The sequence below is a fragment of the Hydrogenophaga borbori genome, assembly GCF_003417535.1.
Taxonomy (GTDB): Bacteria; Pseudomonadota; Gammaproteobacteria; order Burkholderiales; family Burkholderiaceae_C; genus Hydrogenophaga; species Hydrogenophaga borbori.
Map to the genome: position 1 here is coordinate 478539 of NZ_QVLS01000002.1, position 25310 is coordinate 503848.

Consider the following 25310-nt stretch of genomic DNA (forward strand, 5'->3'; position numbering starts at 1 on the left):
AGGGTTTTCCGATCGGCCGGGGGCATCCACAAGGAGAGTCCATGCGTCACTATGAGATCGTCTTGCTGATCCATCCGGATCAGAGCGAACAGGTTCCGGCCATGCTGGAGCGCTACAAGGGCATGATCACCGCCGGTGGCGGCAAGATCCACCGCGTTGAAGACTGGGGCCGCCGCCAGCTGGCCTACCAGATCAACAAGCTGTCCAAGGCCCACTACCTCTGCGTCAACATCGAGGCCGACCAGGCCGTGATGAACGAGCTGGAGCACGCCTTCCGCTTCAACGATGCGGTGCTGCGCCACCTGAGCGTGCAGCGCAAGAAGGCCGACACCGGCCCGTCGTCCATGATGAAGACGGTCGAGCGCGAAGAGGCCCGCAAGGCCCAGCAGCAATCGCAGGAGCAATCCGCCTGACGCCCCTGGCGTGAGGTTCGCGGGAATCGGGTGAACCGTCTCCAGTTGCAGGCCGCGGTGGTGCAGGTGCAGAACCTGCGTTACACACCGGCAGGCATCCCGGTGCTCAATCTCGTGCTCGAACACGAGTCACAGCAGACCGAACTGGACACACCCCGCACCGTCGCCCTCCAGATCCGTGCCGTGGCCTTCGGGGCCCTGGCCGAGACCCTGCAGAAGCAGGCGCTCAACGAACTGGCGGACTTCGACGGGTTCCTCGCGAATGCGCGCAACGGCAAAGGCGTGGTCTTCCACATCCAGGCATTCAGCAAGACATAGGAGAGGCCCATCATGGCTGCACCCAAGCGTTTCAACAAAGACAAGCGCCCCAAGCGCAACACCCAGTCGCTGCTCTTCAAGCGCAAGCGCTTCTGCCGCTTCACCGTCGCCAAGGTCGAAGAGGTGGATTACAAGGACATCGACGTCCTTCGCGATTTCATCTCTGAAAACGGCAAGATCATCCCGGCGCGCCTGACCGGCACCCGCGCGATCTACCAGCGCCAGGTCACCACCGCCATCAAGCGCGCGCGCTTCCTGGCCATGCTGCCCTACAGCGATCAGCACCGCGTCTGATTGAGGAGCCCGACATGCAAGTGATTCTTCTCGAAAAAGTCCACAACCTCGGCGCCCTCGGCGATGTCGTCAAGGTCAAGGACGGCTACGCCCGCAACTTCCTGATCCCGACCGGCCAGGCCCGCCGCGCCACCAAGGACGCCCTGGCGGCCTTCGAGGCCCGCCGCGCCGAACTGGAGAAGGCCGCCGCCGCCAAGCTGGCCGCCGCCCAGGCCGTGGGTGAGAAGCTGGCCGCCACCACCCTCAAGCTCACGCAGAAGGCTGGCGTGGATGGCCGTCTGTTCGGCTCCGTCACCAACCACGACGTGGCCGACGAGCTGCACAAGCAAGGCTTCAAGGACGTGGTCAAGTCGCAGGTGCGCATGCCCAATGGCCCGCTCAAGGCCGTGGGCGACTACACCGTGCAGATCAACCTGCACACCGACGTCACGGTCGACGTGGCCGTCTCGGTGCTGGGCGAAACCGCCTGATCGCCCGCGGGCTCCGGTCCGCCAGAAAGCCGCTGTCTTCGGGCAGCGGCTTTTTCTTTTCACCGGGGATGCACCGCATTCCCACCGGTTCTCCACAGGGTTGTCCCCTGACGAGGGCTACCCGGGGGCGTACCATGCCCCTTTGCCCTGACGCCGCATGTCCACCGCCTTCTCCAGCCCATTTCCTGACCTTGGCAGCGGCCTCGACGAGACCGGTGACCGCCAGGTCGCGCAGCTCCGCGTTCCGCCGCACTCCATCGAAGCCGAGTCCAGCGTGCTCGGCGGCCTGTTGCTGGACAACGGGGCTTGGGACCGCGTGGCGGACCTGCTCAACGACTCCGACTTCTACCGCTACGAGCACCGCCTGACGTACTCGGCCATAGCTGCGCTGGTGAACGCCTCCAAGCCGGCCGACGTGGTGACCGTGTTCGAGCACCTGCAGAATTTGGGCAAGGCCGACGAGGCGGGCGGGTTGGCCTACCTCAACTCGCTCGCGCAGTACGTGCCCAGCGCGGCCAACATCCGCCGCTACGCCGAGATCGTGCGCGAGCGCGCCGTGCTGCGAAAGCTCGTGGCCGCCAGCGACGAAATCGCCACCTCCGCCTTCAACCCGCAGGGCAAGCCGGTCGCCAAGATCCTCGACGAGGCCGAGCAGAAGATCTTCAAGATCGGCGAAGAAGGCTCGCGCATGAAGGAGGGCTTCCAGTCGATGGACCGGCTGGTGGTCGACCTGCTCGATCGTGTGCAGGAGATGGCCGACAACCCGCAGGACGTGACCGGCGTGCCCACCGGCTTCATCGATCTCGACCGCATGACCGCGGGCCTGCAGGGGGGCGATCTGATCGTGCTGGCGGCGCGTCCGTCGATGGGCAAGACCGCCTTCGCCATCAACATCGCCGAGCATGTGGCGCTGAACGAAGGCCTGCCCGTCGCCGTGTTCTCCATGGAAATGGGCGCGGCCCAGCTCGCGGTGCGTATCGTGGGCTCCATCGGACGCATCAACCAGGGCCACCTGCGCACCGGCAAGCTGACCGACGACGAATGGCCGCGCCTGACCGAGGCCATCGAGAAGCTGCGCAATGTCTCGCTGCACATCGACGAGACGCCCGGCCTCACGCCCAGCGAGCTGCGCGCCAACGCACGTCGCCTGGCGCGCACCTGCGGCAAGCTCGGTCTGATCGTGGTGGACTACCTGCAGCTCATGAGCGGCTCCAGCAGCGATGGCGGCGACAACCGGGCCACCGAGCTCGGCGAGATCTCGCGTGGCCTGAAGATGCTGGCCAAGGAGCTGCAATGCCCGGTGATCGCGCTGTCCCAGCTCAACCGTTCGGTCGAACAGCGCACCGACAAGCGCCCGATGATGAGCGACCTGCGCGAATCGGGCGCCATCGAGCAGGACGCGGACATCATCATGTTCATCTACCGCGACGAGTACTACACCAAGGACGCCTGCAAAGAGCCGGGCGTTGCGGAGATCATCATCGGCAAGCAGCGAAACGGCCCCACGGGAACGGTCAAGCTGGCCTTCTTGAATATGTTGACCCGTTTCGAATCGCTCGTGGGCGGCGGCGACTACTGACCCCTTCGCGCCGGGAAAGCGCGGGCGTTCCCACCCCAACGCCCTGAGTTCTCACCATCTGCTGTTCTCTAAGGTCCGACCACACCAGTACCGGTAGGGGGACGCACATAGTTCGCGCCTCTTGATGCAGGGAGGACGCATGATCAGCCAGTCGCCACCATGGGATGTGCCGGCCGTGGTGCCACCAAGCCCCGCCAATCGGCGGGGCCACCCAGGCCCTGAGGGCGTGACGATCGGATCGCTGGCCCTGCCGGCCCAGGACACCACCATCCTGCGGGCGCTGGTGCGCTGGCTGGACGGGGCGCTCGGGATGGGGCTTCGGTACAGCGAGGACGTCGCCGGTTGCCATGTGGTCTTTGCCTCGCCGGCGGCACTGAGCACCTGCCCGGGCCGCACCACCGTCGTGGTCACCGACGCCGCCACCGTGCCGTTCGGGTGGGGTGGCCCGATCACCGTCAGTTCTCCCTTGCGCATGAGCGGCGTCATCACGGCCTTGCAACAGGCCATGCCCCGGCGGCGGTCTTCGAACCCCCTGCATCGCCAGCGGTGGTTGTCCTTTCTGTTCGAGCGGCTGCGGGCGGCGCTTCGGACCTGTGGCCACAGCGTATTGCCGATCGGCGGAGGGCAGTTGCTCCGCCTCGATGCGGTGTCGCAGTCCATGCAGGCCAGCGTTCCGGTTGAGCAACTGCTTTCGCACGCCCATGACCTGGGTGCGCTGCGCCCGTGCACGGCGGCCGACGAAGACGTGCTGCAAGGCGCCGAGACGCATTCGCTGAGCGCGTTCCTGTGGCGCCTGAGCGCGACCATGGTGGAGGCGCGCGCCCCCCATCCGCCTTTGCGCGGTGCCTGGCGCCTGCGGCGCTGGCCTCAGGCCATGGGGCTCATGGCGCCGGGCCATCCGCACCTGGCGGCCTTGCTGTGGCGCCGGCCATACACCGCCCTGGAATTGGCCGAGCGTGCGGGTCTGCCGCTGCCGGTGGTGCGCGCCTTTGTGCTCACGGGGGACGCGTTGGGCCTTGGCCAACTGGAAGAGACCACCCGTCCCCTGGGGGCGGTCCGCGACGCCACGGTGTCGGCGCGGTTCAAGCCCTTGCGCGAGAAGTGGCGCTTGTGGTGACCCCCGCCACGACACCTGCCGAATTCAAGGTTGTCATCACCGGGCCCAGGGGTGCTGGCAAGGCCACCGCCAGCCGATCCATGGGTGAGGGCATCGCCGTGCCCATGAGCCTCGACGGAAGTGGTGGAGCACTGAATGGCAAGCCCCCCGCCGCCGCTGGCGCGTGGGGCCTGATCGTGCTGGCCGACAACAGCCAAACCGACCCCATTGCCCAGGTGGAGCGGCACCTGCGAGTGCTGGCCGGGCCCATCGGGCCCCTGCCGACGGTGGTGGGCGTGGGGCGGCTGGAGACGCATCCCTCGCCCGGCGTCGAGGCCTACTGCGCCGGCCTGGAGGCGGCGGGCTGGCGCGTGCCGGTCATCGACGTGGACGTGCGCCGTGAGGCCGATGTCCGGCTGTTGCTCTCCGTTCTGGTGGGCCTGGCCGAGGCCGACGGCGGCGCGCCACCCGAATGAAGGCGGGCCTTAGAGCACCTCGGAGGCGAAGTCGGCGAGCCTTGAGCGTTCGCCACGCGCCAGCGTGATGTGCCCGCCGTGCGGCCAGCCCTTGAAGCGGTCCACCGCGTAGGTCAGGCCCGAGGAGCCTTCGGTGAGGTAGGGCGTGTCGATCTGCGCCAGATTGCCCATGCAGATCATCTTGGTGCCTGGGCCCGCGCGTGTGATCAGCGTCTTCATCTGCTTGGGCGTCAGGTTCTGCGCCTCATCGATGATCACGTACTTGTTCATGAAGGTCCGGCCGCGCATGAAATTCATGCTTTTGACCTTGATGCGGCTGCGGATGAGTTCATTGGTGGCTGCGCGGCCCCATTCGCCCGCATTGCCGCCGTCGCCCTTGGCCAGGAACTCCAGGTTGTCGTCCAGCGCGCCCATCCAGGGGCCCATCTTTTCTTCCTCGGTACCGGGCAGGAATCCGATGTCTTCGCCCACGCTGACGGTGGCCCGGGTCATGATGATCTCGGTGTAGCGCCGGTCGTCCAGCACCTGCGTGAGGCCGGAGGCCAGCGCCATCAGCGTCTTGCCCGTGCCGGCGGTGCCGGCGAGCGTCACAAAGTCGATCTCGGGGTCCATCAACAGGTTGAGCGCGAAGTTCTGCTCGCGGTTGCGGCTGGTCACGCCCCAGACGGCGTTCTTGAGGTGGGTGTAGTCCTTGAGCGTCTTGAGCACCGCGGTCTTGTCGCGGATCTCGGTCACGCGCGCATACAGCGAGGGCTCGCCCGGCGCTTCGAAGTAGACGAACTGGTTGATGTGGAACTGGCCCACCGCCGGGCCGCTCACGCGGTAGAAGGTGTGGCTGCCGCTCTGCCAGCTTTCGATGGTCTTGCTCTGGCGCGTCCAGAAGTCCTGCGGAAGGGCCAGCGAGCCCGGGTACAGCAGCTCGCCGTCGTCCAGGGTCTTGTCGTTCTCGTAGTCCTCCGCGGCCAGACCCAGTGCGCGCGCCTTCACGCGCATGTTGATGTCCTTGGACACCAGGATCACTTCACGATCGGCGTGGCGCTGGCGCAGCGCAGCCACCACGCCGAGGATCTGGTTGTCGGCCTTGCCCTGGGGCAGAGACGGGGGCAACTCGCTCAGCAGCGGCTCGGTCTGGAAGAACAGCAGGCCGCGCGCGGATTGGTGGCCGGTGGCGGAGAGCTTCAGGCCCTTGGTCATGTCTCCACCGGCCTGGGCCGCCAGGGCATCGAGCGTGCGACTGGTCTGGCGGCCGTTGCGGGCGACCTCGGTCATGCCCTTTTTGTGGCCGTCCAGCTCTTCCAGCACGATCATCGGCAGGTAGATGTCGTGTTCCTCGAAGCGGAAGAGGCTCATCGGATCGTGCAGCAGCACGTTCGTGTCGAGCACGAAGAGGCGGGCGGGGCCGCCGCTGGCCAGCTTGCCGCCAGCGCGGCGCCGCGGGGCGGCCACGGGCGAGGAGGGCGCGAGGCTGGTGGAGGCGGGCGCGGCCGGCTCGGGGCGCTCGGTGCGGTCCTTGAGTTCCAGGGCGGGGGGGGGTGCGCGGCGGGCCTTGGCGGCCGGCGCGGGGCGCGCTTTTCGCGGGGCGGGTGCGTCGACCGGCTCGGGCGCCGCCAGCGTGTCGTCGTCCGGGAGGATGTTCAGGCCGCCGGCGCGCTCGTCGTAATCTTCGAGGTTGGCGTTGGAGGCCTTGAGGGTGTAGGCGTCGGGGGCGAGGAGGGCGGCGCGTTTGGAGGGGGCGGGGGGCAGGGGCATGTGGGCTTGGCGTTCAGCGCGCGGGCTCGAAAAAACAAAAAGCCGCCGGGAAAACCGGGCGGCTTTGCGTGCGTCGGAGGGGGCGGAAACAGCGGTGGACAGGGAAGATGCCCGAAGACATGCGAATCACTATACACCTTCCGCATGTCACCGAAAGCGCGGTGACGCGGTCGGGCAGCGGGGTGTCGCTGCGCCGCACCACCGGGCGTTCAGGCGGCCTTCTTGAGTGCCTTGACGGCCTTGAGCACTTCCTCGACGTGGCCGGGAACCTTCAGGCCGCGCCACTCTTGGCGCAGCACGCCGTCGGGCCCGATCAGGAAGGTGCTGCGCTCGATGCCCTTGACCTTCTTGCCGTACATGATCTTGTTCTTGACCACGCCGAACATGTGGCACATCTTTTCCTCGGTGTCGGCGATGAGCTCGAAGGGCAGCTCCAGCTTGGCCTTGAAGTCGTCGTGCGATTTCATGTTGTCGCGCGAGACGCCGAACACCTGGGCGCCGGCCTTGACGAAATCCTTGTACTTGTCGCGAAACTGCATGGCCTCGGTGGTGCAGCCAGGCGTATTGTCCTTGGGGTAGAAATACAGCACGAGCGTCTGACCGAGGTGGCTCTGGTGGCTGACCTTGACGCCGCCGGTGGCCAGGGATTCGAACTCGGGGATGGGTTTGTTGACAACGACGGCCATGCTGTGGAGACCCCTGACGTAAGTGGATGGTGTTGCGTTGGCTGCCCGAGTGGCCGGACCGACGCTGCGCATGCATACGGAAGGTCTGACCGGGCAACAACCCAGTATTTTACCTCTTTGAGGGCCCGATTACCCGGATACGGGCTGGGATCCACCTTCTTGTAGGAGGGCCGCCGCGACGCGGCGCCCTTCGCCGGCCAGGATGTTGTAGGTCCGGCAGGCGGCCGCGGTGTCCATGGTTTCCACGCCAATGCCGCGTTCCAGCAGGGCGCGCAGCAGCCGGGGTGCCACGAAGCGCAGCCGCGCGCCGCTGCCGAAGACCACCAATTCCGGCGTCACGCCGGCCGGGTCCAGCAGTTCCTCGAAGTGCCCGGGGCCCAGGTCCTCGAAACGCTCGCAGTTCCAGGGGCGCAGTTGCCCACCGGCCGTGAGCACCACACTGGCCGTGTGGCGCTCACCGTTGATCGCGATCCAGCCCTCGCCGAGGGCGGTAATGGCGAGCTGGTGGGGCGTGTCGGCGTGCAGTTTCATGGGGCGTTCGCGCCCTGGGCGGGCTGGAGAACTGTGGTCAAATCGCAAGTTTGCTCGTGACCGGCGCGGCACCCATCTTAGCCTTACCGCGCCAGGCTTCCGCCCTCGGAGGGACTTTGAAGACCATCCAGAAATCCGCCAAGCTCGCCAACGTCTGCTACGACATCCGCGGTCCCATCATGGACGCGGCGCGGCAGATGGAGGAAGAGGGCCACAAGATCATCAAGCTCAACATCGGCAATCTGGCGGTGTTCGGTTTCGATGCGCCCGAGGAGATCCAGCAGGACATGATCCGGAACCTGCCGAATTCGGCGGGTTACTCCGACAGCAAGGGCATCTTCGCGGCGCGCAAGGCGGTGATGCACGAGACCCAGCTGCAAGGCATCCAGGGTGTCACGCTGGAGGACATCTACCTCGGCAACGGCGCCAGCGAGCTGATCGTGATGGCGACCAACGCATTGCTCGACGACGGCGACGAGCTGCTGCTGCCGGCCCCCGACTACCCCCTGTGGACGGCGGCGGCCAGTCTCTCGGGCGGCACGCCCGTGCACTACATGTGCGACGAGTCCAAGGGCTGGATGCCCGACATCGAGGACATCCGCCGCAAGATCACGCCGGCCACCAAGGGCATCGTGGTCATCAACCCGAACAACCCCACGGGCGCGCTGTACCCCAAGGAGCTGCTGCAGCAGATCGTGGGCCTGGCGCGCCAGCACGGCCTGGTGATCTTCGCCGACGAGGTCTACGACAAGGTGCTGTACGACGACGTCAAGCACGTGCCGATCGGCAGCCTGTCGAACGACGTGCTCACGCTCACCTTCAACTCGCTGTCCAAGAGCTACCGCTCCTGCGGCTACCGCGCGGGCTGGCTGGTGGTGTCGGGCGACAAGAAGCCCGCCAAGGACTACATCGAGGGCCTGAACATGCTCTCGAACATGCGCTTGTGTGCCAACGTGCCGGGCCAGTGGGCGATCCAGACCGCCCTGGGCGGCTACCAGAGCATCAACGACCTGGTTCAGGAGGGCGGGCGCCTGCGCCGCCAGCGCGACCTGGCCTACGAACTCATCACGGCGATCCCGGGGGTGAGCTGCGTCAAGCCGCAGGCGGCGCTCTACATGTTTCCGAAGCTCGATCCGGCGATGTACCCCGTGCAGGACGACCAGCAGCTGTTCCTGGAACTGCTGCAGGAAACGCGCGTGATGCTGGTGCAGGGATCGGGTTTCAACTACCCCGACAACCAGCACTTCCGCATCGTCTTCCTGCCGCACGAGGACGACCTGCGCGAGGCCATCGGCCGCGTCGCGCGCTTCCTCGAACACTGGCGAAAACGCCACGGCAACTGAGTTTTTCCTTTCCGATCGACCGATGAAACCGATTCAAGTGGGCCTGCTGGGCATTGGCACCGTGGGCAGCGGCACCTTCAACGTGCTGCAACGCAACCAGGAAGAGATCCGCCGCCGCGCCGGCCGCGGCATCCAGATCACCATGGTGGCCGACCTCGACGTGGCGCGTGCCAGGGCCGTGGTGGGCGAGGGCGTCACCGTCGTGGGCGACGCGCGCGAGGTGATCGCCAATCCCGACATCGACATCGTGATCGAGCTCATCGGCGGCTATGGCATCGCCAAGGCCCTGGTGATGGAGGCCATCTCGGCGGGCAAGCACGTGGTCACGGCCAACAAGGCCCTGCTCGCGGTGCACGGCACCGAGATCTTCGCGGCGGCCTCGGCGCGCGGCGTGATCGTGGCCTTCGAGGCCGCCGTGGCCGGTGGCATCCCGATCATCAAGGCGCTGCGCGAGGGCCTCTCGGCCAACCACATCGAGTGGATCGCCGGCATCATCAACGGCACCACCAACTTCATCCTCTCGGAGATGCGCGACAAGGGGCTCGACTTCGAGGTCGTGCTCAAGGAGGCGCAGCGCCTGGGCTATGCCGAAGCCGACCCGACCTTCGACATCGAGGGCGTGGACGCGGCGCACAAGGCGACCATCATGAGCGCCATCGCTTTCGGCATCCCGGTGCAGTTTCACAAGGCCTACGTCGAGGGCATCACCCGGCTGTCGGCCACCGACATCCGCTACGCCGAGCAGCTGGGCTACCGCATCAAGCTGCTGGGCATCACCAAGCGCGCGCCGCGCGGCATCGAGCTGCGTGTGCACCCCAGCCTGGTGCCGGCCAAGCGCCTGCTGGCCAACGTCGAGGGGGCGATGAACGCGGTGGTGGTGCACGGCGACGCCGTGGGCACCACGCTGTACTACGGCAAGGGCGCGGGCAGCGAGCCCACGGCCAGCGCCGTGATCGCCGACCTGGTGGACGTGACGCGCCTGCACACGGCCGACCCGCACCACCGCGTGCCGCACCTGGCCTTCCAGCCCGACGCCCTGAGCGACCTGCCGGTGCTGCCCATGAGCGAGGTGGTCACCAGCTACTACCTGCGCCTGCGCGTGGCCGACGAGGCCGGCGTGCTCGCCAAGGTCACGGGCGTGCTCGCGCTCAACGGCATCAGCATCGACGCCGTGCTGCAGCGCGAGGCCGACGAGGTGGGCGGCGAGGGCGCCACCAGCACCGACCTCATCATCCTCACGCACGACACGCGCGAAGGCACCATGGACAAGGTGCTGGCCGAGCTGCAGGCCCTGCCCACGGTGCTTTCGCCCATCGTGCGCATCCGCAAGGAAGAGCTCCGCTGATGCGTTACCTGTCCACGCGCGGCCACGCCGAACGCAAGCGCTTCTGCGAGATCCTGCTGGAAGGCCTGGCACCCGACGGTGGCCTGTACCTGCCCGAGCGCTACCCGCAGGTGGACGCCGCCGCGCTGCAGCGCCTGCGCGCGGTCTTCAACGAAGGCAAGCCTGGCGGCTACGCGGCGCTGGCCTTCGAGATCCTGTCGCTCTACATCGACGACATCCCCGCGGCCGACCTGCGCGCCCTCTGCGAGCGCACCTATACGGAGGCGGTGTTCGGCAACCCGGCCATCGTGCCGCTCAAGCAGCTCGGGGACGGTTTCTACCTCGAGGCCCTGTCCAACGGCCCCACGCTGGCCTTCAAGGACATGGCCATGCAACTGCTGGGGCAGCTGTTCGAGTACGAGCTGGGCCGCCGCGGCGAGTCGCTCAACATCCTGGGCGCCACCAGCGGCGACACCGGCAGCGCGGCCGAGCACGCCATGAAGGGCAAGCGCGGCGTGCGCGTCTTCATGCTCAGCCCGCACGGCCGCATGAGCCCCTTCCAGCAGGCGCAGATGTTCAGCCTGACGGACCCGAACATCCACAACATCGCCATCGAGGGCGTGTTCGACGACTGCCAGGACATCGTCAAGGCCGTCAGCAACGACCTCGACTTCAAGCGCCGCCACAAGATCGGCACGGTCAACTCCATCAACTGGGCGCGGCTGCTGGCCCAGGTGGTCTATTACTTCGCCGGCTACTTCCAGGCCACGGGGCACAACGGCGAGCGCGTGAGCTTCACCGTGCCCAGCGGCAACTTCGGCAACGTCTGCGCGGGTCACGTGGCGCGGCAGATGGGCCTGCCGATCCACCGGCTGGTGGTGGCCACGAATGAGAACGACGTGCTCGACGAGTTCTTCCGCACCGGCGTCTACCGCGTGCGCGGCAGCGCCGACACGCACGAGACCTCCAGCCCCTCGATGGACATTTCCAAGGCGAGCAACTTCGAGCGCTTCGTCTTCGACCTCGTGGGCCGCGACCCGGCGCGCTGCAAGGCGCTGTTCGCCGACGCGCTGTCGAGCGAAGGCCGCTTCGACCTGAGCGGCGATGCCGTTTTCGCCGACGCCGCCGCGCACTACGGCTTCCTAAGCGGGCGCAGCACCCACGCCGACCGCCTGGCCACCATCCGCGAGGTCGACCGACGCCATGCCGTGGTGATCGACACCCACACCGCCGATGGCGTCAAGGTGGCGCGCGAGCACCTCGAGCCGGGCGTGCCCATGGTGGTGCTGGAAACCGCCCTGCCGATCAAGTTCGCCGAGACCATCGTGGAGGCCCTGGGCCACGAGCCCGAGCGCCCGGCCGCCTACGTGGGCATCGAGTCGCTGCCCAAGCGCGTGACCGTGATGCCGGCCGACGTCGACCGGGTCAAGGCCTACATCGCCCAGCGCACCGCGGCCGCATGAGCGTCGCCGGGCCGTTCCCCAGGCGATCAGCCCCGCCAGGCGCGGCGCGGAGGGTGCTCCGGTGAACGTCGTCGGCTTCGCGGGATTCTCGGGTTCGGGCAAGACCACGCTGGTCGAACAGCTCATTCCCGCCCTGCGCCTGCGCGGCCACCGCGTCTCGGTCATCAAGCACGCGCACCACAGCTTCGACATCGACCACCCCGGCAAGGACACCTGGCGCCACCGCGAGGCCGGCGCCGTGGAGATCGTGGCCGCGTCGCCCCGGCGGGTGGTCTTCATGCGCGAGCTGGAGACCGAGGCCACGCACGACGTGCACGCGCTCATCGCACGGCTCAGCGCCGAGGTGGACTGGGTGCTGGTCGAGGGTTTCAAGGGCAGCAGCCTGCCCAAGATCGAGGTCTGGCGCCAGGCCAGTGGCCAGCCCGTGATCTACCCGGCGCAGCCCCGGGTCCTGGCCGTGGCCACCGACAGCCCGGCGGCCCTGCCCGAGCCGCCCGCACGCCCGGTGCTGGATTTGAACGCGCCCGATGACGTGGCCGCGTGGCTGGTCGACAATGCCAGCCGGTTCCACTACAGACCCCCCGACGCCCCATGAACGCTCCGGCCCGCGCGCCCCTGATGGCCCTGGACGACGCCCTGGCCGCTTTGCTCGGCCGCGTCATGCCCCTTGCCGACACCGACACGGTGCCCACCATCGACGCCGTGGGCCGCGTGCTGGCGCAGGACCTGGTGAGCGCCCTGCAGGTGCCGCCGCAGGACAACTCCTCCATGGACGGCTACGCCGTGCGCTGCGCCGACGTGACCGACAAAGGCGTGGTGCTGCCCATCAGCCAGCGCATCCCGGCCGGTCACTCGGGCGGGCCGCTGCAGCCCAGCACCTGCGCGCGCATCTTCACCGGCGCGCCCATGCCCGAAGGCGCCGACGCGGTGGTCATGCAGGAAGACACGCGCGAGGTCGGCGGCGACCTGCACGCGGTGCACATCGACACCATTCCCGAACCTGGCCAGTGGGTGCGCCGCTCGGGCGAGGACGTGACGCGCGGCGCCACCGTGCTGACGCGCGGCCAGCGCCTGGACGAGGGCGCCCTGGGCCTGGCGGCCAGCCTGGGCCTGCCCCATCTGCGGGTGGTGCGCCGCCCGCGCGTGGCCCTGTTCTCCACCGGCGACGAGCTCGTGATGCCCGGCGAGGTGCCGCCCGAGGCCATGAAGCCCGGCGCCATCTACAACTCCAACCGCTTTTTCCTGCGCGCGCTGCTGCAGCGCTTCGGCTGCGAGGTGAGCGACCTCGGCATCGTGCCGGACCAGCGCGAGTCCACGCTGGCCGCGCTCAAGACGGCGGCCGACCACCATGACCTGATCCTCACCAGCGGCGGCGTGTCGGTGGGCGAGGAAGACCACATCAAACCCTCGGTGCAGCAGTTGGGCGGGCTCGATCTCTGGCAGATCGCCATGAAGCCCGGCAAGCCCTTCGCCTATGGCCATGTGCGGCGCGACGCGGGCGCGGGGCAGGGCGTGGGCAGCCATTGCCACTTCATCGGCCTGCCGGGCAACCCGGTGTCCAGCTACATCACCTTCCTGCTGCTCGTGCGTCCCTTCCTGCTGCAGCTGCAGGGCGTTGCCGATCCCCACGCCCTGCGCCTGCCCGCGGCACTGCCGCTGCGCGCCGACTTCAGCCTGCCGCGCGCCGACAGGCGCCGCGAATTCCTGCGCGCGCGCCGCAACGCCAGCGGCGGCGTCGAGCTGTTCCCGAACCAGAGTTCGGGCGTGCTCACCTCCGTGGTCTGGGCCGACGGCCTGGTCGACAACCCCTCGGGCACCACCATCGCGCCGGGCGACACCGTGCGCTTCATCGCCCTGTCGGACCTGCTCGCATGAACACCATCCAGTTGCGCTACTTCGCCTCCATCCGCGAGGCCATCGGCACCGGCGCCGAGCGCCTGAGCACGGCCGCGCCCACGCTGGCGGCGCTGCGCGACGAACTCATCGCGCGCGGCGGCGCGCATGCGCAGGCGCTGGCGCGCGGCAAGGCCGTTCGCGTCTCGCTGAACCAGGCCATGGCCGACGAAAGCGCCGCGCTTGCCGACGGTGCGGAGGTGGCCTTCTTCCCGCCGGTGACCGGCGGTTGAACATGGTCGCGCGCGTTTCCATCCAGACCGCCGACTTCGACCTCAGCACCGAGGTCGCGCTGCTGCGCCTGCAGGACAAGGGCGTGGGTGCGGTCTGCAGTTTCATCGGCACCGTGCGCGACCGCAACGACGGCCTCGCCGTCAGCGCGATGGAGCTGGAGCATTACCCCGGCATGACCGAAAAGGCCATCGAGTCCATGATCGACGAGGCCTTCCGGCGCTTCGACATCCTCGGTGCGCGGGTCATCCACCGCGTGGGGCCGCTGCAGCCACTGGACCAGATCGTGCTCGTGGTGGTCAGCGCCGCCCACCGGGGCCAGAGCTTCCAGGCCTGTGAGTTCCTGATGGACTACCTCAAGACCCAGGCGCCGTTCTGGAAGAAGGAGCAAACGCCCGAGGGCGCGCGCTGGGTCGACGCGCGCGTGAGTGACGACGCCGCGCTGGCCCGCTGGGGCCTGCCCGCGAGCAACGCCTGAGGACCGAGGGCATGGACAGCCGCACCGTCGAGGCGATCGAACGCAACACGGTGCAGGCCGTGGCGCCCGAGCAGCTCGACGATGGCCTGCCGGGCTGGCTGCTGCCCATGGACCGGGGCACCGTGGGACGCGCGCAGTGCGCCGTTCCGCTGTCGCACGCGGCCCCCGATCCCGCCCTCATCGACGCCATCGCGGAGCGCTACGGCGCGCGCGGCTTCCCCGTGGCCTGGCGCCTGCCCGAACGGCCCGACTGGGCGGCCTTCACCCAGGCCCTGGGCGAACGCGGCTTCCGGCGGGCCCAGCCCACGCAGACCCACATCGCCGAAACGGCCGAGCTGCTGCGCCGCCTGCCCGACCCGCCGCACGGCGTCGAGCTGCGCCTGGCCGATGCCCCGGACGCCGCCTGGCTCGCCATGTTCCTCGGCGAGGGCCTCGACCCGGTGGATGGCGCGAGCCGCTCGCGCGCGCTCTCGCGCGCCCAGGGCACGCGCTTCGCCAGCCTGAGCGAGGTGGGGCAGACCCTGGCCTGCGGCGCCGCCAGCGTCGGCCACGGCTGGCTGGGCGTGCATGGCATGCGCACGGCCGCCCGCCAGCGCGGGCGAGGGCTGGCGGGCATGGTGCTGCGCGCCATGGCCGGCGAGGCGCTGCGCCGCGGCATTCCTCGCGTATTCCTGCAGGTGGACGCGGGCAACGCACCGGCGCTGGCGCTGTACCAGCGCGCGGGCTTCCAGCTGGCCTGGCCCTACGCCTACTGGCGCCGCTGAGGCAGGCCAGGCCGGCTTGACCTGGATCAAGCGCGGGCGTTGGCAGGCAGGCCGGGCCGGCTTGAAAATGGCTCCATTGCCGCCATGTGCCTGGCAATCCACATTTTCGGAGCGCCCCTCCCATGCGTCTCGACAAACTCACCACCAAATTCCAGGAAGCCCTGGCCGACGCCCAGTCCCTCGCGCTGGGCAATGACCACGCCTACATCGAACCCGTGCACCTGCTGCTGGCCATGCTGCGCCAGACCGACGGGCCGGTGTCCATCCTGCAGCGCGCCGGCGTGAACGTGCCCGGCCTCGTGCAGGCGGCCGAGGCGGCTGTCAAGCGGCTGCCCCAGGTGCAGGGCCAGGAGCAGGTGCAGGTCGGCCCCGAACTGGCCAAGCTGCTCCAGGCCACCGAAAAGGACGGCATCAAGCGCGGCGACGCCTTCATCGCCAGTGAGCTCTTCCTGCTCGCCGTGGCCGACGCCAAGGGCGAGCTGGGCCGCATCGCCAACGAGAACGGGCTGTCGCGCAAGAGCCTGGAGGCGGCCATCGCCGCCGTGCGTGGCGGCCAGCAGGTCAACAGCCCCGAGGCCGAGGGCCAGCGCGAGGCGCTCAAGAAATACACCATGGACCTGACCGAGCGCGCCCGCGCGGGCAAGCTCGACCCGGTGATCGGCCGCGACGACGAGATCCGCCGCGCCATCCAGGTGCTGCAGCGGCGCAGCAAAAACAACCCGGTGCTGATCGGTGAACCCGGCGTGGGCAAGACCGCCATCGTCGAGGGCCTGGCGCAGCGCATCGTGGCCGGCGAGGTGCCCGACAGCCTCAAAGGCAAGCGCGTGCTCAGCCTGGACATGGCCGCGCTGCTGGCCGGCGCCAAGTACCGCGGCGAGTTCGAGGAGCGCCTCAAGAGCGTGCTCAACGAACTGGCCAAGGACGAGGGCCAGACCATCGTCTTCATCGACGAGCTGCACACCATGGTCGGTGCCGGCAAGGCCGAAGGCGCCATGGACGCGGGCAACATGCTCAAGCCCGCGCTGGCGCGTGGCGAGTTGCACTGCGTGGGCGCCACCACGCTGGACGAGTACCGCAAGTACATCGAGAAGGACGCCGCGCTGGAGCGCCGCTTCCAGAAGATCCTGGTGGACGAGCCGTCGGTGGAAGCCACCATCGCCATCCTGCGCGGCCTGCAGGAAAAGTACGAGGTGCACCACGGCGTGGAGATCACCGATCCGGCCATCGTGGCCGCGGCCGAGCTGAGCCACCGCTACATCACCGACCGCTTCCTGCCCGACAAGGCCATCGACCTGATCGACGAGGCCGCGGCCAAGATCAAGATCGAGATCGACTCCAAGCCCGAGGCCATGGACCGGCTGGACCGCCGGCTCATCCAGCTGCAGATCGAGCGCGAGGCCATCAGGAAAGAAACCGACGAGGCCTCGCAGAAGCGCCTGGGCCTGATCGACGAAGAGATCGAGCGCCTCAAGCGTGAGCTGGCCGACCTGGAGGAGATCTGGAAGGCCGAAAAGGCCCAGGCCCAGGGCTCGGCCCAGGTGAAGGAAGAGATCGACAAGCTGCGCCACCAGATCGAAGAATTCACCCGCAAGGGTGACTTCAACAAGGTCGCCGAGCTGCAATACGGCAAGCTGCCCGAACTGGAAAAACGCCTGAAGGACGCCCAGGCGGCCGAGACCGGCAAGAAGGCGGGCGGCCGCCCGCAGCTGCTGCGCACCCAGGTCGGCGCCGAGGAGATCGCCGAGGTGGTGGCGCGCGCCACCGGCATTCCGGTGAGCAAGCTCATGCAGGGCGAGCGCGACAAGTTGCTGCAGATGGAGGACCGCCTGCACCAACGCGTGGTGGGCCAGGACGAGGCCATCAGTGCGGTGGCCAACGCCATCCGCCGCTCGCGCTCGGGCCTGTCCGACCCGAACCGGCCCACCGGTTCCTTCCTGTTCCTGGGCCCCACCGGCGTGGGCAAGACCGAGCTGTGCAAGGCGCTGGCGGGCTTCCTGTTCGACAGCGAAGACCACCTCGTGCGCATCGACATGAGCGAGTTCATGGAGAAGCACTCGGTCGCGCGCCTGATCGGTGCGCCGCCCGGCTACGTGGGCTACGAGGAGGGTGGCTACCTCACCGAAGCGGTGCGCCGCAAGCCCTACTCGGTGCTGCTGCTCGACGAGGTGGAGAAGGCCCACCCCGACGTCTTCAACGTGCTGCTGCAGGTGCTCGACGACGGTCGCCTCACCGACGGCCAGGGCCGCACCGTGGACTTCAAGAACACCGTGATCGTGATGACCAGCAACATCGGCTCGCACATGATCCAGTCCATGGTCGGCCAGCCCTACGACGAGGTGAAGGAAGCCGTGTGGGGCGAGCTCAAGGGCTATTTCCGCCCCGAGTTCCTCAACCGCATCGACGAGACCGTGGTGTTCCACGCACTCGACGCCAAGAACATCGAGGCGATCGCCGCCATCCAGCTGCAGGCGCTGCAGGCGCGGCTGCAGAAGATGGACCTCAAGCTCGAGGTCTCGCCGGCGGCGCTGGGCGAGCTGGCCAAGGTCGGCTTCGATCCGGTGTTCGGTGCGCGCCCGCTCAAGCGCGCGATCCAGCAGCGCATCGAGAACCCGCTGTCCAAGCTGCTGCTGGAGGGCCGCTACCCGCCCAAGTCGGCCATTCCGGTCGGTGTGGACCCGGTGCGCAACCCGGGCGTGTTCGAGTTCGGCGAGCCGCTGCCCATGGCCTGATCGGCCGCCGCGCGTGGCGCGGCCGGCCCTCAGGCCGCCTCGTCGTCCACGTCGGCCAGTACCGGCGTCTGGTTGTCCAGCAGATAGCCCTGCGCGGCCAGGCGGCGGGCCAGTTCGTGCACGTCCTCGTCCAGCAGGCGCGAGAGTTCGCGCAGGCTGCGCCGGCCGTTGGCCATCAGCAGCAGGGTGTGCGCCCGGCGGTCCAGCCCGTCGGGGCGGGCCAGCGCCTCCCAGGCGCGGGGCGTCTTCGTGTAGAGGTGGCCTTCCATGTCCCTGAAGCGTGCATCGGCGGCGTGACTTCACCGTGAAACCGCGCCCGATGCCCGGGCATACAAGTTCCGGGCCAGCCGCGGGCGCGCGCCTGCGGGGCCGTCCGGCAGCCCCGGGCGACCGATTGGAGCCCCAGGGGCTACCCCTGTCCGGAAATCGGCCGATCACCACTTCGTTCACACCTCGGGCGGCTATAACCGTGACCTGCATCACGTGATGCTTTCATCACCTGGTGACCGCCGCTCCCCTGGCCCCTTTGCCGACATGACCGTTCCTTCTCCCTTGCTGGAGCAGTGCTTCGAGGAAGCCGTCCGCCACGCCGCGCCCATGCTGGGGCGCTGCATCGACGTGGGCGTGTCCTCCCTGCAGGCCGAGGAAAAGGACCTGCGCGAGGTGGCCGCGCGCGACCGCGCGGCGCGGTCCTGGTTCGCGCTGCTCAAGCACCGCAATGGCTGGGGCCCCAATTTCGCGCAGCGCCTGAAGGCGGCTTTTCACACCGGGTACAACGAAGGCAATACCTCCAGCCTGGCCTTGCTGTCCAACACCGAGCTGCTGGCGCTGGTGGACGACAACGCGGTGGCCGAATCGATCGAGTCCGCCAAGCTGCTGCAGAACCTGCTGCCCGAGGTGGAGCAGGCCCTGGCCGTGCTCGACGCGCGCATGAGCTCGCTCATCGGCCTGGACACCGTGCACGCCGAGAAAAACCCGCTGCGCCCCTCGGTCTACGTGCGGGTGCTGCGCGAGATGCTGACCGCCAGCGAAAGCGACGCCGAGGTGCGCACGCTCTGGATGCGTCACCTGGCCCCGGTGCTGGGCCGCGAACTGCGCGGCCTGTACGAAAACCTGGCGCTGATGCTGCAGCGCGCGAACGTGCAGGAGGCCAGCTACCGCGTTCGGCTGGTGGCCGATCCGCAGGCGACGCGGCCCGCACAGCCCAAGCGCGACCTGCTCGATTTCGGCTTCACCCCCAGCGGCGTGGCCACCGAGGCCGCGCCGGCCCGGCCCGAGCCGGTCCATCCCTTCATGCCGGCCATGGGCGACCTGGCCCGCGCCCACCCCACGCTCGACCACGACGTGATGCAGCAGTTCCTGCAGCAGGGCGGCGAAGAGTATGCGCAGGCGCTGAACGAGCAGTATTTCCGCCAGCTCGACCGCGAAATGGCCGCGATGCAGGCCGAGGCCGCGCTGCCCGTGCTCGACGACGCGGTGCTCGAAGAGGAGCGCACGCGCTTTCGCGACCTGCCCGTGGTGGACCGCCCGGCGCGCGGCGTCAGCATCGGCTCCCAGCTCAAGGCCGAGGCCTGGGGCGATTTCGCCAGCGCGGTTGCGCGCACGCGCGCGCTGCTCGACCTCAAGCGCCAGGCCCGCTCGGTGGGCCAGGCCATCGGCCTGGACGTGGTGCGCAAGCTGGTCAACCAGGTGGCGCGCGACCCGCTGCTGCTGGCGCCGGTGCGCGAGGCCGTGGTGGCGCTGGAGCCCGCGCTGCTCAGCCAGGCGCTGACCGAGCCGCGCTACTTCAACGAAGACGCCCACCCCGCGCGCCGCCTGGTGGAAAGCGTGGCGCAGCGCAGCTTCCGCTACAACGACGAGTTCAGCGAGGAGTTCGAATCCTTCTTCGGGCCGGTGCGCGATGCCTTTCGCCAGCTCAACGAGCGCGCCAGCAAGGAGCCCAAGGCCTTCGGCGAGGCCCTGGACAAGCTGCGCGGCCACTGGCGCTCGCAGGACGACCGCGAACAGCAGCTGCAGAACGACCGCCTGCACGCCCTGCGCCACGCCGAGGAGCGCCAGGCCCTGGCCGATCGCACCGCCTGGGACCTGAGCCAGCGCCCCGACGTGGAGAACGCGCCGGGCTTTATCCTGGATTTCATCTACGGCAGCTGGGCCCTGGTGCTGGCGCAGGCCGAAATGGGCCTGCCCGACAGCCAGGCCGAGCTCAACGCCTACCGCAAGGCGGTCACCGACCTGCTGTGGAGCATCCGCAAGGAAGTGACCTTGCGCCGTCCGGCCGACCTGTTCCGCATCGTGCCCGGCCTCATCAAGACCCTGCACCAGGGGCTGGACGCCCTGGGCAAGACGCGCGAGGAGACCCAGCCGTTCTTCGACGCCCTGATGCGACTGCATGAGCCCGTGCTGGGCCTGCGCCGCGCCAAGGTGCGCAGCGATTCGGGCCATTCCGACCCGATCCCGCTGGAGCCCGCGTTCGACCCCACCCGGCTCGACGAATTCGCGCCGGCCACGCCCGAGCAGCGCCTGCCCAAGGCGGCAGCGCAGCCCTGGCTGGGCCAGCAAGAGCTGGCCAACGCAGGCTTCGAGGACACCCTGGCCTCCGACCTCGGCAGCCTGCACGGCGAGGGGGATTCCGACCACGCGCCGCTGGAGGCGCCGGCCATGGACGCCGAGCAGCTGCTGATGTCGCTGCGCGAAGGCACCTGGGTCGACATGTACTCTCACGGCGAGTGGCTGCGCGCCCAGCTCATCTGGGCCAGCACGCGCGGCACGCTGTTCATGTTCACCAGCCGAGGCGGCCGGGCGCACTCCATGACCAAGCGCGTCTGCGTGCGCCTCATCCGCAACCGCTGGCTGCGCCCGGTGGAGGCCCGTCCGGTGGTGCAGACGGCGCTGGACACGGTGCTGGCCTCGGGCGCACCGCCGGTGCTCGAGCCGGTCAGCGTGCAATAAGGGCCCGCCCCCGCCGCGCCGCGCCGCGCGCCACCTTTCGGTGAAAACCCGTGAGCGCCCGGGGCGGGTGCCGCCTGGGTACCATCTCGGCCCATGACTTCCGCCGCCACCGCGCTGGGCACGCTGCCGCCCGCGAACCCCGTTCCGCTCAGGCAAGACGCCGCCGTCATCGGGCTGGTCGGCCTGGCGCACGGCACCTCCCACTTCTCCCACATGCTGCTGGCGCCGCTGTTCCCGTTGTTCATCCGCGACTTCGGCCTGGGCTTCGCCGACGTGGGCCTGCTCATGACGGTGTTCTTCATCATCTCGGGTGTGGGCCAGGCGCTGTCGGGTTTCCTGGTCGACCGCGTGGGCGCCCGCCCGGTGCTGTTCGCCGCCATCGGCTGCTTCCTGCTGGCCTCGCTGGTCGCCTCGCAGGCCACCGGCTACTGGGGCCTGATGGCCACGGCCGTGCTCGCGGGTCTGGGCAACGCGCCGTTCCACCCCTGTGACTTCACCATCCTCAACCAGCGCGTGTCCACCGCCCGCCTGGGCCATGCCTTCAGCGTGCACGGCGTGACGGGCAGCCTGGGCTGGGCGCTGGCGCCGGTCTTCCTGGTCGGCATCACCAGCCTGAGCGACTGGCGCACGGCCTATTACTCGGCCGCCCTGCTCTACACGGGCGTGCTGGCGCTGCTCTGGTGGCAGCGCGACAAGCTGCGCACCGAGGTGGTGGTGCGCGCCCCCGCGGCGCACGCCGGCAGGGCACACGACCTGGCCTTCCTGAAGCTGCCCGTGGTGTGGTGGTGCTTCGCCTTCTTCCTGCTCTCCACCATGACCTTGGCCGTGGTGCAGAGCTTCGTGCCCTCCATCCTGCAGGCGCTGTACGGCACCTCGATGGAGGCGGCCACGCTGACCGTCAGCGCCTACATGCTGTGCTCGGCCTTCGGCATGTTCGTCGGCGGCTTCGTCACCGTCTATGGCCAGCGGCACCAGATCTCCAGCGACACGGTGCTGGCCTGGGGCATGGGCCTGGGCGCGCTGCTGATGCTGGTGTGCGCCACCGGCTGGTTCGGCGAATTCGGCACCATGGCCGTGCTGGCCATCACGGGCTTCGCCCTCGGCGTGGCCGGGCCGAGCCGCGACATGCTCATCAAACGCGCCACGCCCAAGGGCGCCACCGGCCGGGTGTACGGCACGGTCTACTCGGGCCTGGACGTGGGCTTCGCGCTCGCGCCGCTGGTGTTCGGCGTGCTTATGGACCACGGCTGGTACGCGGCCACGCTGGCGGGCGGCGCGGTGGTGCTGGCCCTGTCCGCCTACGCCGCGCTGGGCGTGGGCAAGCGGGTGGCGGTGGCATGACCGCGTCCACCAAGCTCGCGGGTCACCTGCTGGTCGAGTGCCTGATCGAGCAGGGCGTGACGCACGCCTTCGGCGTGCCGGGCGAGAGCTTCCTGGCCGTGCTGGACGGCTTTCACGCGCACGCGAAGCGCATCCGCTTCGTCACCAACCGGCAGGAGGGCGGTGCCGCCTTCATGGCCGAGGCCCAGGGCAAGCTCACGGGCCGGCCCGGCGTCTGCTTCGTCACGCGCGGTCCAGGCGCCACCAACGCCTCCATCGGCGTGCACACGGCCTTCCAGGACAGCACGCCGATGGTGCTGTTCGTGGGCGACGTGGCCAGCGACGCGCGCGACCGCGAGGCCTTCCAGGAAGTGGACTTCGCCGCCTTCTTCGGCCCGTCCACCAAGGGTATGGCCAAGCGCGTGGAGCGCATCGACGACGCCCGCCGCATTCCCGAGTACGTGGCGCGCGCCTTCGCCACCGCCATGAACGGCCGCCCCGGCCCCGTTGTGCTGGTGCTGCCCGAGGACATGCTCACGCAGCGCGTGGACAGCGCGCCGCTGCCGCGCGTGGAGCCGGTGCAGGCCTGGAGCGACCCGGGCGCGCTGCGCGAGCTGCGCACGCTGTTGCTGGCGGCCGAGCGGCCCCTCGTCATCGCCGGTGGCGGTGGCTGGACGCCGCAGAGCGCCGCCGCCCTGCAGCGCTTCGCCGAGGCCTGGCGCCTGCCGGTGGCCAACGCCTTCCGCTTCCAGGACACCTTCGACAACCACCACCCGCAGTACGCGGGCGACGTGGGTTTGGGCATCAACCCCGCGCTGGCGCGCCGCGTGCGCGAGAGCGACCTGCTCATCGCCCTCGGCCCGCGCCTCGGCGAAAGCACCACCGGCGGCTACACGCTGATCGAGGCGCCGCTGCCCCGCCAGAAGCTGGTGCACATCCACGCCAGCGCCGAAGAGCTGAACCGGGTGTACCAGCCCGCGCTGGCCATCCAGGCCAGCATGAACGCCGCCGCGCGCAGCCTGGAGGTGCTGAGTCCGCCGCCCAGCCTGCCCTGGGCCGCCTGGACCGCGGCCTGCCACGCCGACTACCTGGCCAACATCGACCCCGCCAACGGCGGCGTGCAACTGCCCGGGCCGATCGACATGCCGGCCATCGTGCACACGCTGCAGCGCCTGCTGCCGGCCGACGCCGTGCTCACCAACGGCGCGGGCAACTTCGCCAGCTGGCTGCACCGCTTCTACCGCTACCCGGGCCTGGCGCGTGGCCACAAGACGCAACTGGCGCCCACCAACGGCGCCATGGGCTATGGCGTGCCGGCCGGCATCGCGGCGTCCCTCCTCACCGGGCGCACCGCCTTCACCATCGCGGGCGACGGCGATTTCCTCATGAACGGTCAGGAGCTGGCCACCGCCGTGCAGCACGGCGCGCGCAGCATCGTGCTGCTGCTGGACAACGGCAGCTACGGCACCATCCGCATGCACCAGGAGCGCGAGTACCCGGCACGGGTGAGTGGCTCGAACCTGAACAACCCCGATTTCGCGGCCCTGGCGCGCGCCTACGGTTATGCCGGCGAGCGCGTGGAGCGCACCGCCGACTTCGAACCGGCGTTGCGGCGCGCGCTCGCGCAGCCTGGCGGAACGCTCATCGTGCTGCCGCTGTCGCCCGAGGTGATCACCACCCGGGGCACGCTGAGCGCGATCCGCGAGACCGCGCTGAAGCGCTGATTCGCTTCCGCTGGCGGGGGGCGGAATGTGAATGCATCACAGGTTTAGGCCCCACCACGGCACAGCAATCCCGCCCCGTCGATGAAAAACTGCCGGTCATACGGAGGTATTCATATGCGACAGGCAACGGAAACGGTTTGGGGTAACAGCACGCAGTACGCCACGGGCGAGGTCCGGGCGCTGAGTCAGGCGCACCTGCTGAGGGTGTTCGACGAGGTGGACTACGGCATGCTGCTCCTCGACCCGCAGGGACGCATCCTCCACGCCAACCACCTGGCGCGCCACGAACTGGCACAGCGGCGCGTGCTGCGCGCCTGCAGCGGCAGCCTCATGGGCAGCAGCGCCGAGCACAGCGAGCGCATCCAGCAGGCACTGGACGCGGCCAGTCGGGGCCAGCGCCGCCTGCTGCTGATGCGCGAAGGCGAGCGCGACCTGTCCATGGCCTTCACGCCGCTGTCGCACCCGCTGGAAGACGACTCGCCCACCGTGCTGGTGCTGCTGTCGCGCCAGAGCGCCAGCGACAACCTGGCCGTGCGCATGTTCGCCCGCGCCCTGAGCCTGAGCCCCACCGAAGAGGTGGTGATGCTGGCCCTGTGCCGCGGCCTGGACGTGCAGGAGATCGCCGCCGAGAACGGCGTGGCCATCTCCACCGTGCGCAGCCAGGTCAAAACCCTGCGCGAGAAGGCCGGCGCCAGCAGCGTGCGCCGCTTGCTGCAGCGCGTGAACAGCCTGCCACCCGTGGTGCCTGCCTTGCGCATCATCACGCCGGTCGCGCACAATCCGGCGGGTTACTCCCACCCCTAGACCCCACCGGATGCCCCCCGCCAGCGCTTCGACTCTCTCTTCGCAGAACACGCAGCACATCGAAGCACTGGCCGCGCAAGGCATCCAACGCCGCTACCGGCGCGGCGCCCTGCTGATTCAGGAAGGCGAAACCGGGGACACCCTCTACATCGTGCTGCAGGGCCGCCTGCGCGCCTACGTGGCCGACGCCTCCGGCCGCGAACTCACCCTGGGCCTGTACGGCCCGCTGGAATACGTGGGCGAGATGTCGCTCGACGGCGGCCCGCGCTCGGCCAATGTGGAGGCGGCCGAGGCCAGCACCTGCTCGGTCATCACGCGCGAGCGCCTGCTGGCCTACATCGCCGAGCACCCGGAATTCGCCTTCGAGCTCATGGCGCGCCTGATCCGGCGCGCCCGCCTGGCCACCGAAAGCGCGCGCAGCGTGGCGCTGATCGACGTCTACGGCCGTCTGGTGAAGCTGCTCAACGGCTGGGCGTTGGCGCCGCAGGACGACGGCGCGCGCCCGCTGCGCGAGCGGCTGACACACCAGCAGATCGCCCAGCACCTGGCCTGCTCGCGCGAGATGGTGAGCCGGCTGCTGAAGGACCTGGAGAACGGCGGCTACGTCGCCGTGCGCGAGCGGCGCCTCTGGTTGCTGAAGAACCTGCCGGCGCGCTGGTGAGCCGGCAGGGGGCAG

General features: G+C 69.2%; 25 protein-coding genes. 21 read left to right on the forward strand and 4 right to left on the reverse strand.

Going from position 1 to position 25310, the window contains the following annotated elements:
• Positions 1-41: 41 nt before the first annotated feature.
• The 7 genes from rpsF (at position 42) to DY262_RS05230 (ending at position 4646) form a co-directional block, all read left to right on the forward strand.
• Positions 42-413, forward strand: coding sequence for a 30S ribosomal protein S6 (gene rpsF, locus DY262_RS05200; RefSeq protein ID WP_070397866.1), 372 nt, complete (start codon positions 42-44; stop codon positions 411-413).
• 30 nt (positions 414-443) lie between these two features.
• Positions 444-731, forward strand: coding sequence for a primosomal replication protein N (gene priB / locus DY262_RS05205; protein ID WP_116957894.1), 288 nt, complete (start codon positions 444-446; stop codon positions 729-731).
• A gap of 12 nt (positions 732-743) precedes the next feature.
• Positions 744-1025 carry a 30S ribosomal protein S18 gene (rpsR, locus tag DY262_RS05210; protein ID WP_009520643.1) on the forward strand — a complete coding sequence of 94 codons (282 nt, stop codon included), beginning with the start codon at positions 744-746 and terminating at the stop codon, positions 1023-1025.
• 14 nt (positions 1026-1039) lie between these two features.
• Positions 1040-1495 (forward strand): 50S ribosomal protein L9, encoded by a 456-nt coding sequence (gene rplI / locus DY262_RS05215; RefSeq protein ID WP_070397864.1) that lies wholly within the window; start codon positions 1040-1042, stop codon positions 1493-1495.
• A gap of 157 nt (positions 1496-1652) precedes the next feature.
• Positions 1653-3074, forward strand: a complete 1422-nt coding sequence (dnaB, locus tag DY262_RS05220; protein WP_116957895.1) for a replicative DNA helicase — start codon at positions 1653-1655, stop codon at positions 3072-3074.
• A gap of 139 nt (positions 3075-3213) precedes the next feature.
• On the forward strand, positions 3214-4191 hold the full coding sequence (locus DY262_RS05225; RefSeq protein ID WP_147326179.1) for a hypothetical protein: 978 nt from the start codon (positions 3214-3216) through the stop codon (positions 4189-4191).
• 80 nt (positions 4192-4271) lie between these two features.
• Positions 4272-4646, forward strand: coding sequence for a hypothetical protein (locus DY262_RS05230; RefSeq protein ID WP_116957897.1), 375 nt, complete (start codon positions 4272-4274; stop codon positions 4644-4646).
• Positions 4647-4655: 9 nt separating this feature from the next.
• Here the strand turns inward: DY262_RS05230 and DY262_RS05235 are convergent, their stop codons facing one another.
• The 3 genes from DY262_RS05235 to DY262_RS05245 form a co-directional block, all read right to left on the reverse strand.
• Positions 4656-6395, reverse strand: a complete 1740-nt coding sequence (locus DY262_RS05235; RefSeq protein ID WP_116957898.1) for a PhoH family protein — start codon at positions 6393-6395, stop codon at positions 4656-4658.
• 209 nt (positions 6396-6604) lie between these two features.
• Entirely contained in the window at positions 6605-7081 is a 477-nt protein-coding gene (locus DY262_RS05240; RefSeq protein WP_070397859.1) for a peroxiredoxin, read from the reverse strand.
• A 129-nt stretch (positions 7082-7210) separates the two neighbouring features.
• Positions 7211-7612 carry an Mth938-like domain-containing protein gene (locus DY262_RS05245; protein WP_116957899.1) on the reverse strand — a complete coding sequence of 134 codons (402 nt, stop codon included), beginning with the start codon at positions 7610-7612 and terminating at the stop codon, positions 7211-7213.
• Between the two features lie 116 nt (positions 7613-7728).
• Between DY262_RS05245 and DY262_RS05250 the strand changes: the two genes are divergently transcribed.
• The 9 genes from DY262_RS05250 to clpB all read left to right on the forward strand — a co-directional run bounded on the left by DY262_RS05250 (position 7729) and on the right by clpB (position 17837).
• Entirely contained in the window at positions 7729-8955 is a 1227-nt protein-coding gene (locus DY262_RS05250) for a pyridoxal phosphate-dependent aminotransferase (protein ID WP_070397857.1), read from the forward strand.
• Between the two features lie 22 nt (positions 8956-8977).
• Entirely contained in the window at positions 8978-10300 is a 1323-nt protein-coding gene (locus DY262_RS05255; protein WP_116957900.1) for a homoserine dehydrogenase, read from the forward strand.
• Positions 10300-11742 (forward strand): threonine synthase, encoded by a 1443-nt coding sequence (thrC, locus tag DY262_RS05260; protein WP_116957901.1) that lies wholly within the window; start codon positions 10300-10302, stop codon positions 11740-11742. Before DY262_RS05255 ends, thrC begins: the two co-directional genes overlap by 1 nt.
• Positions 11743-11803: 61 nt before the next feature.
• Positions 11804-12337, forward strand: coding sequence for a molybdopterin-guanine dinucleotide biosynthesis protein B (mobB, locus tag DY262_RS05265; RefSeq protein ID WP_070398232.1), 534 nt, complete (start codon positions 11804-11806; stop codon positions 12335-12337).
• Positions 12334-13617, forward strand: a complete 1284-nt coding sequence (locus tag DY262_RS05270) for a molybdopterin molybdotransferase MoeA (protein ID WP_116957902.1) — start codon at positions 12334-12336, stop codon at positions 13615-13617. Before mobB ends, DY262_RS05270 begins: the two co-directional genes overlap by 4 nt.
• Entirely contained in the window at positions 13614-13868 is a 255-nt protein-coding gene (locus DY262_RS05275) for a MoaD/ThiS family protein (RefSeq protein WP_070397853.1), read from the forward strand. Before DY262_RS05270 ends, DY262_RS05275 begins: the two co-directional genes overlap by 4 nt.
• 2 nt (positions 13869-13870) lie before the next feature.
• Positions 13871-14344, forward strand: a complete 474-nt coding sequence (locus tag DY262_RS05280) for a molybdenum cofactor biosynthesis protein MoaE (protein WP_116957903.1) — start codon at positions 13871-13873, stop codon at positions 14342-14344.
• Positions 14345-14355: 11 nt separating this feature from the next.
• A complete protein-coding gene (locus tag DY262_RS05285; RefSeq protein ID WP_116957904.1) occupies positions 14356-15108 on the forward strand; it encodes a GNAT family N-acetyltransferase in 753 nt (250 codons plus the stop codon).
• Positions 15109-15230: 122 nt separating this feature from the next.
• Entirely contained in the window at positions 15231-17837 is a 2607-nt protein-coding gene (gene clpB, locus DY262_RS05290) for an ATP-dependent chaperone ClpB (protein WP_116957905.1), read from the forward strand.
• A 29-nt stretch (positions 17838-17866) separates the two neighbouring features.
• On the opposite strand, the gene DY262_RS05295 is transcribed toward clpB, so the two are convergent.
• Positions 17867-18106, reverse strand: a complete 240-nt coding sequence (locus DY262_RS05295; RefSeq protein WP_116957906.1) for a hypothetical protein — start codon at positions 18104-18106, stop codon at positions 17867-17869.
• Positions 18107-18371: 265 nt separating this feature from the next.
• Between DY262_RS05295 and DY262_RS05300 the strand changes: the two genes are divergently transcribed.
• The 5 genes from DY262_RS05300 (at position 18372) to DY262_RS05320 (ending at position 25295) form a co-directional block, all read left to right on the forward strand.
• Complete coding sequence (locus DY262_RS05300) at positions 18372-20786, forward strand: DUF1631 family protein (RefSeq protein WP_181936420.1); 2415 nt, start codon at positions 18372-18374, stop codon at positions 20784-20786.
• A 93-nt stretch (positions 20787-20879) separates the two neighbouring features.
• The gene (locus tag DY262_RS05305) at positions 20880-22127 is read left to right on the forward strand and encodes an MFS transporter (protein WP_116957908.1); all 1248 of its coding nucleotides are present in this window, start codon (positions 20880-20882) and stop codon (positions 22125-22127) included.
• Positions 22124-23830: a thiamine pyrophosphate-binding protein gene (locus DY262_RS05310; protein WP_116957909.1), complete on the forward strand. Its 1707-nt coding sequence runs from the start codon at positions 22124-22126 to the stop codon at positions 23828-23830. Before DY262_RS05305 ends, DY262_RS05310 begins: the two co-directional genes overlap by 4 nt.
• A gap of 114 nt (positions 23831-23944) precedes the next feature.
• The gene (locus tag DY262_RS05315; RefSeq protein WP_181936421.1) at positions 23945-24634 is read left to right on the forward strand and encodes a helix-turn-helix transcriptional regulator; all 690 of its coding nucleotides are present in this window, start codon (positions 23945-23947) and stop codon (positions 24632-24634) included.
• A 10-nt stretch (positions 24635-24644) separates the two neighbouring features.
• Positions 24645-25295 carry a Crp/Fnr family transcriptional regulator gene (locus DY262_RS05320; protein ID WP_070397844.1) on the forward strand — a complete coding sequence of 217 codons (651 nt, stop codon included), beginning with the start codon at positions 24645-24647 and terminating at the stop codon, positions 25293-25295.
• Positions 25296-25310 lie beyond the last annotated feature (15 nt).

What these genes read in the sequence shown, in the direction of transcription:
- rpsF (WP_070397866.1), top strand. Translation starts at nt 42, where the DNA reads ATGCGTCACTATGAGATCGTCTTGCTGATCCATCCGGATCAGAGCGAA.
- rpsR (WP_009520643.1), top strand. Translation starts at nt 744, where the DNA reads ATGGCTGCACCCAAGCGTTTCAACAAAGACAAGCGCCCCAAGCGCAAC.
- rplI (WP_070397864.1), top strand. Translation starts at nt 1,040, where the DNA reads ATGCAAGTGATTCTTCTCGAAAAAGTCCACAACCTCGGCGCCCTCGGC.
- dnaB (WP_116957895.1), top strand. Translation starts at nt 1,653, where the DNA reads ATGTCCACCGCCTTCTCCAGCCCATTTCCTGACCTTGGCAGCGGCCTC.
- DY262_RS05225 (WP_147326179.1), top strand. Translation starts at nt 3,214, where the DNA reads ATGATCAGCCAGTCGCCACCATGGGATGTGCCGGCCGTGGTGCCACCA.
- DY262_RS05230 (WP_116957897.1), top strand. Translation starts at nt 4,272, where the DNA reads ATGGGTGAGGGCATCGCCGTGCCCATGAGCCTCGACGGAAGTGGTGGA.
- DY262_RS05235 (WP_116957898.1), bottom strand. Translation starts at nt 6,395, where the DNA reads ATGCCCCTGCCCCCCGCCCCCTCCAAACGCGCCGCCCTCCTCGCCCCC.
- DY262_RS05240 (WP_070397859.1), bottom strand. Translation starts at nt 7,081, where the DNA reads ATGGCCGTCGTTGTCAACAAACCCATCCCCGAGTTCGAATCCCTGGCC.
- DY262_RS05245 (WP_116957899.1), bottom strand. Translation starts at nt 7,612, where the DNA reads ATGAAACTGCACGCCGACACGCCCCACCAGCTCGCCATTACCGCCCTC.
- DY262_RS05255 (WP_116957900.1), top strand. Translation starts at nt 8,978, where the DNA reads ATGAAACCGATTCAAGTGGGCCTGCTGGGCATTGGCACCGTGGGCAGC.
- thrC (WP_116957901.1), top strand. Translation starts at nt 10,300, where the DNA reads ATGCGTTACCTGTCCACGCGCGGCCACGCCGAACGCAAGCGCTTCTGC.
- DY262_RS05270 (WP_116957902.1), top strand. Translation starts at nt 12,334, where the DNA reads ATGAACGCTCCGGCCCGCGCGCCCCTGATGGCCCTGGACGACGCCCTG.
- DY262_RS05275 (WP_070397853.1), top strand. Translation starts at nt 13,614, where the DNA reads ATGAACACCATCCAGTTGCGCTACTTCGCCTCCATCCGCGAGGCCATC.
- DY262_RS05280 (WP_116957903.1), top strand. Translation starts at nt 13,871, where the DNA reads ATGGTCGCGCGCGTTTCCATCCAGACCGCCGACTTCGACCTCAGCACC.
- DY262_RS05285 (WP_116957904.1), top strand. Translation starts at nt 14,356, where the DNA reads ATGGACAGCCGCACCGTCGAGGCGATCGAACGCAACACGGTGCAGGCC.
- clpB (WP_116957905.1), top strand. Translation starts at nt 15,231, where the DNA reads ATGCGTCTCGACAAACTCACCACCAAATTCCAGGAAGCCCTGGCCGAC.
- DY262_RS05295 (WP_116957906.1), bottom strand. Translation starts at nt 18,106, where the DNA reads ATGGAAGGCCACCTCTACACGAAGACGCCCCGCGCCTGGGAGGCGCTG.
- DY262_RS05300 (WP_181936420.1), top strand. Translation starts at nt 18,372, where the DNA reads ATGACCGTTCCTTCTCCCTTGCTGGAGCAGTGCTTCGAGGAAGCCGTC.
- DY262_RS05305 (WP_116957908.1), top strand. Translation starts at nt 20,880, where the DNA reads ATGACTTCCGCCGCCACCGCGCTGGGCACGCTGCCGCCCGCGAACCCC.
- DY262_RS05310 (WP_116957909.1), top strand. Translation starts at nt 22,124, where the DNA reads ATGACCGCGTCCACCAAGCTCGCGGGTCACCTGCTGGTCGAGTGCCTG.
- DY262_RS05315 (WP_181936421.1), top strand. Translation starts at nt 23,945, where the DNA reads ATGCGACAGGCAACGGAAACGGTTTGGGGTAACAGCACGCAGTACGCC.
- DY262_RS05320 (WP_070397844.1), top strand. Translation starts at nt 24,645, where the DNA reads ATGCCCCCCGCCAGCGCTTCGACTCTCTCTTCGCAGAACACGCAGCAC.